Source organism: Pseudomonas sp. PDM22, from assembly GCF_014851965.1.
In the GTDB taxonomy this organism is placed as follows: domain Bacteria; phylum Pseudomonadota; class Gammaproteobacteria; order Pseudomonadales; family Pseudomonadaceae; genus Pseudomonas.
Window position 1 is genome coordinate 609,122 of sequence record NZ_JACVAR010000005.1, and the last position, 8,258, is coordinate 617,379.

Annotated in this window: 9 protein-coding genes; all 9 read left to right on the forward strand. The window is 67.2% G+C overall.

The annotated features are described in order from the left end of the window. Nucleotides 1–254 precede the first annotated feature (254 nt). Nucleotides 255–1,175: an ABC transporter substrate-binding protein gene (locus IB255_RS20500; RefSeq protein WP_192210794.1), complete on the forward strand. Its 921-nt coding sequence runs from the start codon at nucleotides 255–257 to the stop codon at nucleotides 1,173–1,175. Next, complete coding sequence (locus IB255_RS20505) at nucleotides 1,172–2,317, forward strand: phosphotransferase enzyme family protein (RefSeq protein WP_192210795.1); 1,146 nt, start codon at nucleotides 1,172–1,174, stop codon at nucleotides 2,315–2,317. Before IB255_RS20500 ends, IB255_RS20505 begins: the two co-directional genes overlap by 4 nt. Before the next feature lies 1 nt (nucleotide 2,318). Continuing rightward, nucleotides 2,319–3,194, forward strand: coding sequence for a sulfurtransferase (locus IB255_RS20510; protein WP_192210796.1), 876 nt, complete (start codon nucleotides 2,319–2,321; stop codon nucleotides 3,192–3,194). Nucleotides 3,195–3,306: 112 nt separating this feature from the next. Beyond that, complete coding sequence (locus tag IB255_RS20515; RefSeq protein ID WP_081518357.1) at nucleotides 3,307–5,478, forward strand: TonB-dependent siderophore receptor; 2,172 nt, start codon at nucleotides 3,307–3,309, stop codon at nucleotides 5,476–5,478. Between the two features lie 11 nt (nucleotides 5,479–5,489). Continuing rightward, complete coding sequence (pnuC, locus tag IB255_RS20520) at nucleotides 5,490–6,086, forward strand: nicotinamide riboside transporter PnuC (protein ID WP_192210797.1); 597 nt, start codon at nucleotides 5,490–5,492, stop codon at nucleotides 6,084–6,086. An 8-nt stretch (nucleotides 6,087–6,094) separates the two neighbouring features. Further along, nucleotides 6,095–6,832 carry a UTRA domain-containing protein gene (locus IB255_RS20525; RefSeq protein ID WP_192210798.1) on the forward strand — a complete coding sequence of 246 codons (738 nt, stop codon included), beginning with the start codon at nucleotides 6,095–6,097 and terminating at the stop codon, nucleotides 6,830–6,832. Between the two features lie 113 nt (nucleotides 6,833–6,945). After that, nucleotides 6,946–7,107 (forward strand): hypothetical protein, encoded by a 162-nt coding sequence (locus IB255_RS20530; protein WP_017519129.1) that lies wholly within the window; start codon nucleotides 6,946–6,948, stop codon nucleotides 7,105–7,107. Between the two features lie 3 nt (nucleotides 7,108–7,110). Then, nucleotides 7,111–7,749 (forward strand): helix-turn-helix domain-containing protein, encoded by a 639-nt coding sequence (locus IB255_RS20535; protein ID WP_192210799.1) that lies wholly within the window; start codon nucleotides 7,111–7,113, stop codon nucleotides 7,747–7,749. A gap of 112 nt (nucleotides 7,750–7,861) precedes the next feature. Further along, on the forward strand, nucleotides 7,862–8,258 hold a 397-nt coding region (locus tag IB255_RS20540), incomplete at its 3' end, for a contractile injection system protein, VgrG/Pvc8 family (RefSeq protein WP_263866024.1).

Genomic DNA, 8,258 nt, shown 5'->3' on the forward strand with positions numbered 1-8,258 from the left:
CTTTATCCCCGACTTCTTATAACCATAAATATCTAAATCGCATGAGGTCATAACCCGAAACGCCCGCGCCAGAGCGATTCGCGAGAATCTTGTGGTTTCCATGTCCTGCAGGTCCTGCTCAGCCCGCCGACAGTCTTTTTATTCCATATGATTATAAAAACCAGTTAAATTCATATTGGTATATACCAAATGTCCTCCTCTTCAATACGCTCCATCGCAGTCGCCGGCCGCTGGCCGTATCGGAGATAGGTTCCATGTTTGCCTTGCGGGTCATGCTCGAATACTTCCATCCCTGGCCCAACTCGGCCGGTTTCTACCTCGCCCGTGAACGCGGCTGGTACCGCGACGCGGGGCTGGACGTGGAGCTGGTGGTGCACGACCCCTACCACGGCGACACCCTGGACCACCTGGCGCGCGGCGCTGCTGCTTTCGGCGTGTTCCCCAGCAATCGCCTGCTGGTGCGTCGCGAACTGGGTCAGCCGCTGATCGGCGTGGCGGCGATCAACCATCGCGCTCTGGAATCGATCCAGACCCTCACCGACAGCGGTATCCGCCGCCCCCGGGACCTTCAGGGCAAACGCCTGGCTCTGAACCCGACGCCGCGCGGCGTGGCCATGGTGCGCCACCTGGTATCCCGCGATGGCGGTGACCCGGACGCGGTGCAACTGGTCGATGCCGGCTTCCGCGAGCTGCGCCCGGAAGACCTGGCCGCCGGCCACGCCGATGCCAGCTTCGGCGGCTACTGGGCCTGGGAGGCACTGCTGCCGAGCTCCATCGCCGACGAACGCCGCGTCGTCCTGCCGGTGGACGAGATCGGCGCGCCGCCCTACCACAGCTACCTGCTGGGTGCCCGCGAGGACTGGCTGGATGCAAACGCAGACGTCGCCCGGCGCTTTATCGCCGTCACCGCACAGGGATTCCTCGCCGCGGCGGCCGAGCCGGACGCCGCATTGCCGGTCTACGAACGCACCATTCCCTACTTTCCCCGCGAGATGCTGGCAGAATCCCTGCGGCGCATCGCGCCCAGCTGGCTGCATCAGGGCCGCTGGGGCGAGCAGCGCGAAGAACTGCTGCAGCCCTACGCCCAGTGGCTGCATGACCATGGTGTGCTGCGCGACCCGGAAATCTGGCGCGGCGCCACCAGCAATGCCTGGCAAGGGGAGAGCCCAGCATGACGAAACGCCTGAGCCACGGCATGGGCCTGGAACCGGTGGAGGCCGACTGGCCGGCGCTGACCGAAGCGGAAGTCGCCGCCGTGCTGGCAGACTTCTCCGAGGCGGGCGGCGACGCCCGCCTGATCTGGCACAGCCCCCGCCCCTTCTCCGCTGCTGCGCTGGTTGAGAGCGCCAGCGGCACGCTGTTCGTCAAACGTCACCACCCCAGCGTGCGCAGCGCTGACTGGCTGGCGGAAGAGCACGCCTTCCTCGATCACCTGGCCAGCCGTGGCGCACCGGTCGCCCGGGTACTGCGCGATGACCAAGGCCGCAGCGCCATCGAGCGGGACGGCTGGACCTATGAGGTTCATGAGAAGGCCCAAGGCCAGGACCTGTACCGCGACGCGCTGTCCTGGACGCCCTTCCAGCACAACGCCCACGCCTTCGCCGCCGGCGCCGCGCTGGCGAAACTGCACCGCGCCGCCGAAGGTTTCGATGCCCCCTCGCGGCGTGCCGGTGTGCTGCTCAGCAACCTGAACCTGTTCGGCGCGGCGGACCCGCTCGCTGCCATTGAAGCAACCTTCCCTCAGGCCCCCGCCCTCGCCGACTACCTGCAGGCGCGGCCGTGGAAAGAAACCCTGGGCGAGTTGCATCTGCCGCTGCAACGCGAGTTGCTGCCCTACCTGCGGCGCCAGCCGGCGCTGTGGACCCACAACGACTGGCACGCCTCCAACCTGCTGTGGAGCGAGGACGGCGCGCAGGCACAGGTGATCTCGGTGCTGGACTTCGGCCTGAGCGACCGCAGCTTCGCGCTGTTCGACCTGGCCACCGCCATCGAGCGCAACCTGGTGCCCTGGCTGGAGCTGGACCAGGGCCGCGCCGCCGTGGCCGACCTCGAAGCGCTGGACGCACTGCTGGCGGGTTACTCCAGCGTGCGCCCGCTGAGCCGCGACGACCTGCTCGCGCTGGCCGCGCTGCTGCCGCTGGTGCATGCGGACTTCGCGCTGTCCGAGGTCATCTACTTCCACGGCATCCTCGGTTCGGCCGAAAGCGCTTCGCTGGCCTACGACAATTACCTGATCGGCCACACCCGCTGGTTCCTCGGCAGCGAAGGCCAGCGCCTGCTGGACCATATCCGCCAACTGGCCGCAAAGGTGGATTGAGATGAGCGACATTCTGATCAGCGCCAAGGCGCTCGCCGCCACGCTGGACGACCCGCGCCTGTGCCTGCTGGACGCCAGCGTCGAACTCGCTGCCCCGCAGTTCGACGGCGACTACCGCGCACAGAGCGGCTACGCCGGTTGGCTCGCCGGGCACATTCGCGGCGCGCGGCATGCCGACCTGCTGGGCGATCTGGCGGATGCCCACGCGCCCTTCAGCTTCGCCCTGCCGGAAGCTCGGGCAGCGCTGGACGCGTTGCAGAAGCTGGGCATCCACGACGATTCGCTGATCGTGATCTACGACCGCACCGATGGTTTCTGGGCCGCACGCCTTTGGTGGATGCTGCGCAGCCTGGGCATCGACGCGGCCGTGCTGGATGGTGGGCTGCGGGCGTGGATCGCTCACGGCTTCCCCCTGGAAGAAGGTGAGGGGGTCGTTGCCCGACGCGGGAAGCTTTCGACCCCGGCGAAGTACCAAAGCGGCTTCTGGATCGAACGTCACGACGTCGAGAAGGTGGTGGCCGGCAATGCTCACGGCACGCTGGTCTGCGCCCTGTCCACCGCCCTGTTCGACGGCAGCGCCGTCACCCGTTATGCCCGTCGCGGGCACATCCCCGGCAGCAGCAACCTGCCGGCGCGCAACCTGTTCGACGAAGACGGCTGCTACCGGCGCGGTGCAGCCCTGAGCGAGGCCCTCACCGGGCTGCGTCAGGCTGAACCACCCTTGCTGCTGTACTGCGGCGGCGGCATCTCCGCCGCCGCCCTCGCCCTGGCGCTGACACTGGCCGGGGAAACGCGGGTCGCGATCTACGACGGCTCGCTGCAGGAGTGGGCCGCAGAGCCTTCCCTGCCATTGACCACCGGAGCAGCTCCGGTCTGACAGCCCGCCCGCGGGCAATCACGTCTCACATCCAAGGCCATCCGTTTCGCGCGGAAGGGGTTCTGCCCCGCACATTCCCGGCGCACGCCCCGGCAATATTCAGGAGCGTTCCATGCAGTACCTGCCGCGCCCCGCGCGCACGCGATTTCCCCTCAGCCTGCTGACCCTGGCCGTGCTGCTGGCCAGCGGCACCGGCCAGGCCGAAGAAGCCACCACCCTGGATACCGTCACGGTGATCGGCCAGGACACCGGGAGCTACGCCAGCGACCGCGCCTCGGTCGGCGGCTTCGGCGAGGCGCCGCTGCTGGATACGCCCGCTTCCATCTCGGTATTCAACCAGGCGTTGCTCAAGGACCAGCAGGCGCGCCTGCTCAGCGACGTGTTGAAGAACGACGCCTCCACCGGAGAAGCCTACGCGCCGGTGGGCTACTACGAGAACTTCGAGATCCGCGGCTACTCGCTCAATGCTGCGAGCAGCTACAAGATCAACGGCCGTACCATCACCGGCGAGCAGAACGTGGCGCTGGAAAACAAGGAACAGGTCGAGGTGCTCAAGGGGCTGTCCGGCCTGCAGAGCGGCGTGTCCGAACCCGGCGGGGTAATCAATTACGTCACCAAGCGGCCACAGGACGTGCGCTCGGTGACACTCGGCACCGACGCGGAAGGTGGCCGCTACCTGGCCACTGATGTCGGCGCCTGGCTGGACGCCGAGCAGACCGTCGGCGTGCGGGTGAACCTGGCCCACGAGGACCTGCGTTCCTACATCGACCACACCGACGGCAACCGTGATTTCGCCTCCCTGGCACTGGACTGGAATCTTTCGCCCAACGCCCTCTGGCAGTTCGACGCCGAGTACCAGAATCGCCGCCAGCCCTCGGCGCCGGGCTACCAGCTGCTGGGCGGCAGCGAACTGCCCCACGGCATCGACCCGCACGACCGCATCGGCTACCAGAGCTGGGCCGACCCGGTACGCATCGAGTCGCTGAACCTCAACACGCGCTTCGAGTACCGCTTCGACGACGCCTGGACCGGCACCCTCAGCGCCTCGCGCAGCAAGGTGGTGATCGACGACTACAGCGCCTTCCCGTGGGGCTGTTACGGCGCCGCCAGCTGCGCCGACTCGGCCGTACCGAACTACTTCAGCCCCGAAGGCGACTACGACCTCTACGACTTCCGCAGCCCGGACGACACCCGTCGCAACGACGAACTGGAAGCCGCGCTGCACGGCCAGTTCGCCACCGGCTGGCTGCGCCACGAGCTGACTGTCGGCACCTCGGCCTTCCGCCGTGTACTGGACAGCCGCCCCGAACTCAACGAATGGGTCGGCACCGGCAACATCTACACCGGCATCGGCGCCGTGGAGCCCTTCGATGGCGAGCCCGGCCACAGCTACCGTCACCTCGACAGCCGCCAGTACGGCCTGTTCGCCAGCGACCGCATCAGCCTGAACGAGCAATGGCAACTGGTGCTCGGCGGTCGCCAGGTGCGTCTGGACGAACGCACCTTCGACAGTGACGGCGACACCACCCGCCACACCCGGCGCTCGGAGTTCCTGCCCAATGGCGCGCTGATCTTCAAGCCGCGCGAGGACATCTCGATCTACGGCAGCTACAGCAAGGGCCTGTCCCTGGGCGGCGAGGCACCCTGGTTCGCCAGCAACGCCGGCGATACCCTGGCGCCCACCTCTTCGCGCCAGGTCGAGTTAGGCATCAAGCAGGAACTGCCCGGCTTCGACTGGAGCGCCGCGCTGTTCCAGATCCACCAGGCCTACCAGTTCGCCCGGCCCAACGGCGATGGCACCTTCACCTATGTGCAGCAGGGCCAGCAGAAGAACAGCGGGCTGGAGTTGTCCGCCAGTGGCCGGGTAACCTCCGCGCTGCAATTGAGCGGCAGCGTCGCAGCCATCCGCTCGCGGGTGGTGGGCAGCGACACGGACGACTACGAAGGCCACCAGGCGATCAACGTCCCGCGCCTGCGCGCCAGCCTCCAGGCCGACTACGCGCTGGCCGAAGTGCCGGGGCTCTCGCTGCTGGGCACGGCGCGCTACAGCGGCGCCAAGTACGCCGACCGTGACGGCGCGGTGGAGGTCGGCGGCTACACCGTCTATGACGCCGGCGCGCGCTTCAGCACACGGATCGGCGACTACCCGACCACGCTGCGGCTGAGCGTCGACAACCTGTTCGACAAGCGCTACTGGCGCGATGTCGGTGAATATTTCGGCGACGGCTACCTGTTCCAGGGTGCGCCGCGCACGGCTCGCCTGACGGCGAGCGTCAACTTCTGAGGAAAGCGGCAATGTCTGCTCTGGAAATCATCGCGGTGATCGTCAACGTGCTCGGCGTCTGGCTCACGGCCCGGCGCATCCGCTGGTGCTGGCCGGTGAACGTGGTGGCGGTGCTGCTCTACGCGTGGATCTTCTTCAGCGTGAAGCTCTACTCCGACATGCTCCTGCAACTGGTCTTCGTGGTGCTGCAGTTCTACGGCTGGTGGCAGTGGAGCCAGGGTGGCAGCGACCACGGCAAGGTTCGCGTGGAACGCCTGCCGCTGGCGACCGCCCTCTCCAGCTGCCTGGCCGGTGCCGTTGGCGCCCTGGCCCTGGGCTGGGCCATGCATACCCACACCGACGCCGCCCTGCCCTGGCTGGACGCCGCGCTCACCGCCTTCAGCCTGGTGGCGAGCTTCTGGGCCGCGCGCAAGTACGTCGCCAGCTGGTGGCTGTGGATCATCCTCGATGTGCTCTACACCGGGGTATTCCTCTACAAGGCGCTGTACCTCACCGCCGGGCTGTACGCCGGTTTCGTCGGCCTCGCTGTCTACGGCCTGCTGGCCTGGCGGCGCGAACTGCACGACGAACCACCCAGCACTCCGGCGCTGGCCAGCGGCAATTCCTGAGGACCGTCATGCTCTACCAGGCCATCCCGCCGCACTACGCGCGCATCCGCGACCAGCTGGCCGCGGACATCGCCCAGAAGCGCTTTCTCGCCGGGCAGAAACTGCCTCCCGAGCGCGACCTCGCCGAGCGCTTCGAGTGCACCCGCGTGACCTTGCGCCAGGCGCTGCAGCAACTGGAAACCGAGGGGCTGATCTACCGCGAGAACCGCCGTGGCTGGTACCTCAGCCCGCCGCGCATCGACTACGACCCGACGCGGCTGGTCAGCTTCATGGACTACGTGCGCCTGCAGGGCCGCGAACCGCAGACCGAATGCCTGAGCGCCGAACGCCGCCGCGCCGGCGCCTGGCTCGCCGCGCGGATGAGCCTGCCATCGCCGGACGAACCGGTGTTCCGCCTGCACCGCCGCCGGCTGATTGACGGCCGCCCGGTGCTGGTGGAGATCAACACCCTGCTCGCCAGCTGGTGCCCGGACCTGCTCGACGCGCGACTGGATCGCTCGCTGACCACCGTGCTGCGCGAGCGCTTCGGCAAGGTGCAGACGCGCTGCACGCTCAACCTGCGACTGGGCACGGTCAACGACGACCACGCCGAGCTGCTGCAACTGGCCTCCGGCGCCAGCAACCTGGTGCTGGAGCGGCTGAACTACGCCGAGGACGGCTTGCTGGTGGAATTCGACCAGGAATTCTGGCGGCCGGACGCAGTGTCCGTGGCGGTTCAGGCGGATTTTCCTTCACGCCCGATATAGCCGAATAAGTAATTACCAAATGCTAATTCAGTATTTCTGGTTCTAACAGAATCACGGCTAAGGTAGCTCCAACTCACCGCAACCGGCTTGTCTGCAAGCCTTCTGGAGCCGCCATGGACCGCACCGACAACATCATCGACCTCGCCCGCCACCGCACGCGCCGTCAGGCCCGCCGCCAGGCCGAGCTGATGTGGATGCTGTATGCCCAGCGCGCCGGCTACGACGCCTTCCAGATCGTCCAGCAGAGCCGCGACAGCGGCCGCCGCGAGGCTTGATCCATGGGCCTGCCGCTCGCCACGGACCTGCCCGCCGTGGCGTTCGACGCTGCACAAAATACCTCCAGCGCGTCGGATGATCCCATCGGCGAGCGCGTCGCCAGCAACCTGCTGCGCCTGCGCGCCAAGCGCAACCTCTCTCTCGACGGCCTCGCCCGCCTGTGTGGCGTGAGCCGTACCATGCTCGCGCAGATCGAATCCGGCCGCAGCGTGCCGTCGATCAAGGTCCTGAGCAAGATCGCCCAGGGCCTCAAGGTCTCGGTCGCCGCCTTCCTCGACGACCGCGCCTTCGACGGCGTGGCGCTGCTGCCGGCGCGCGACAGCAAGCGCCTGGTCAGCGGCGACGGCGCCTTCGTCAGCCGCGCCCTGTTCCCCTTCGACGTCTCGCGCCAGGTGGAATTCTACGAACTGCGCCTGAAGGGCCTGGCCACCGAACACTCCACCGGCCACGCCCCCGGTACCCAGGAAAACCTGGTGGTCGCCCAGGGCGTGCTGGAAATCAGCGTCAACGAAGAACGCTTCCTCCTCGGCACCGGCGACTCCATCCTGTTCTACGCCGACCAGCCGCACAGCTACCGCAACCCGGCGGACAGCGAGGCAGTGGCGTACCTGGTGACGACCTATGCGGAGCGGTTGGACTGAGGATAGGCAGGCATACATGCCGACCAATCGGACGGCCGTTACGGACTGGTCCGACTGACAAGGCGACAGCCTAACTGGTGGGATGACCATTCCTCTGGAATGGACGCCCGCCATGCTCATCGATGCCGCCCACCGCTTCTTCGACCACAGCCGTCATACCTTCAGCGTCAGGGACGTCGATGCGCCTCTGGATGTCCTGGCCTTCAGCGGCGATGAAGCCCTCAGCCAACCCTTCACCTACCGCATCGAATTCACCAGCACCCACCGCGATCTCCCGGCCGACGCCTTCCTCTGCAAGGACGCCAGCTTCAGCTTGCGCGCGCCGTCCGAACAGTTGGGCATTCCCGGCTACACGCCGCCAATCGCTCCGCCACTGCGCACCCTGTACGGCACGATCAGCCGCTTTTCCCTGCTGGCCATGTCACGGGACGAATCCCGCTACGAGGTGGTTTTTGTGCCCCGCTTTGCGTTGCTGGGCCTCGCCCGCCAGTACCGCCTCTACCAGAACC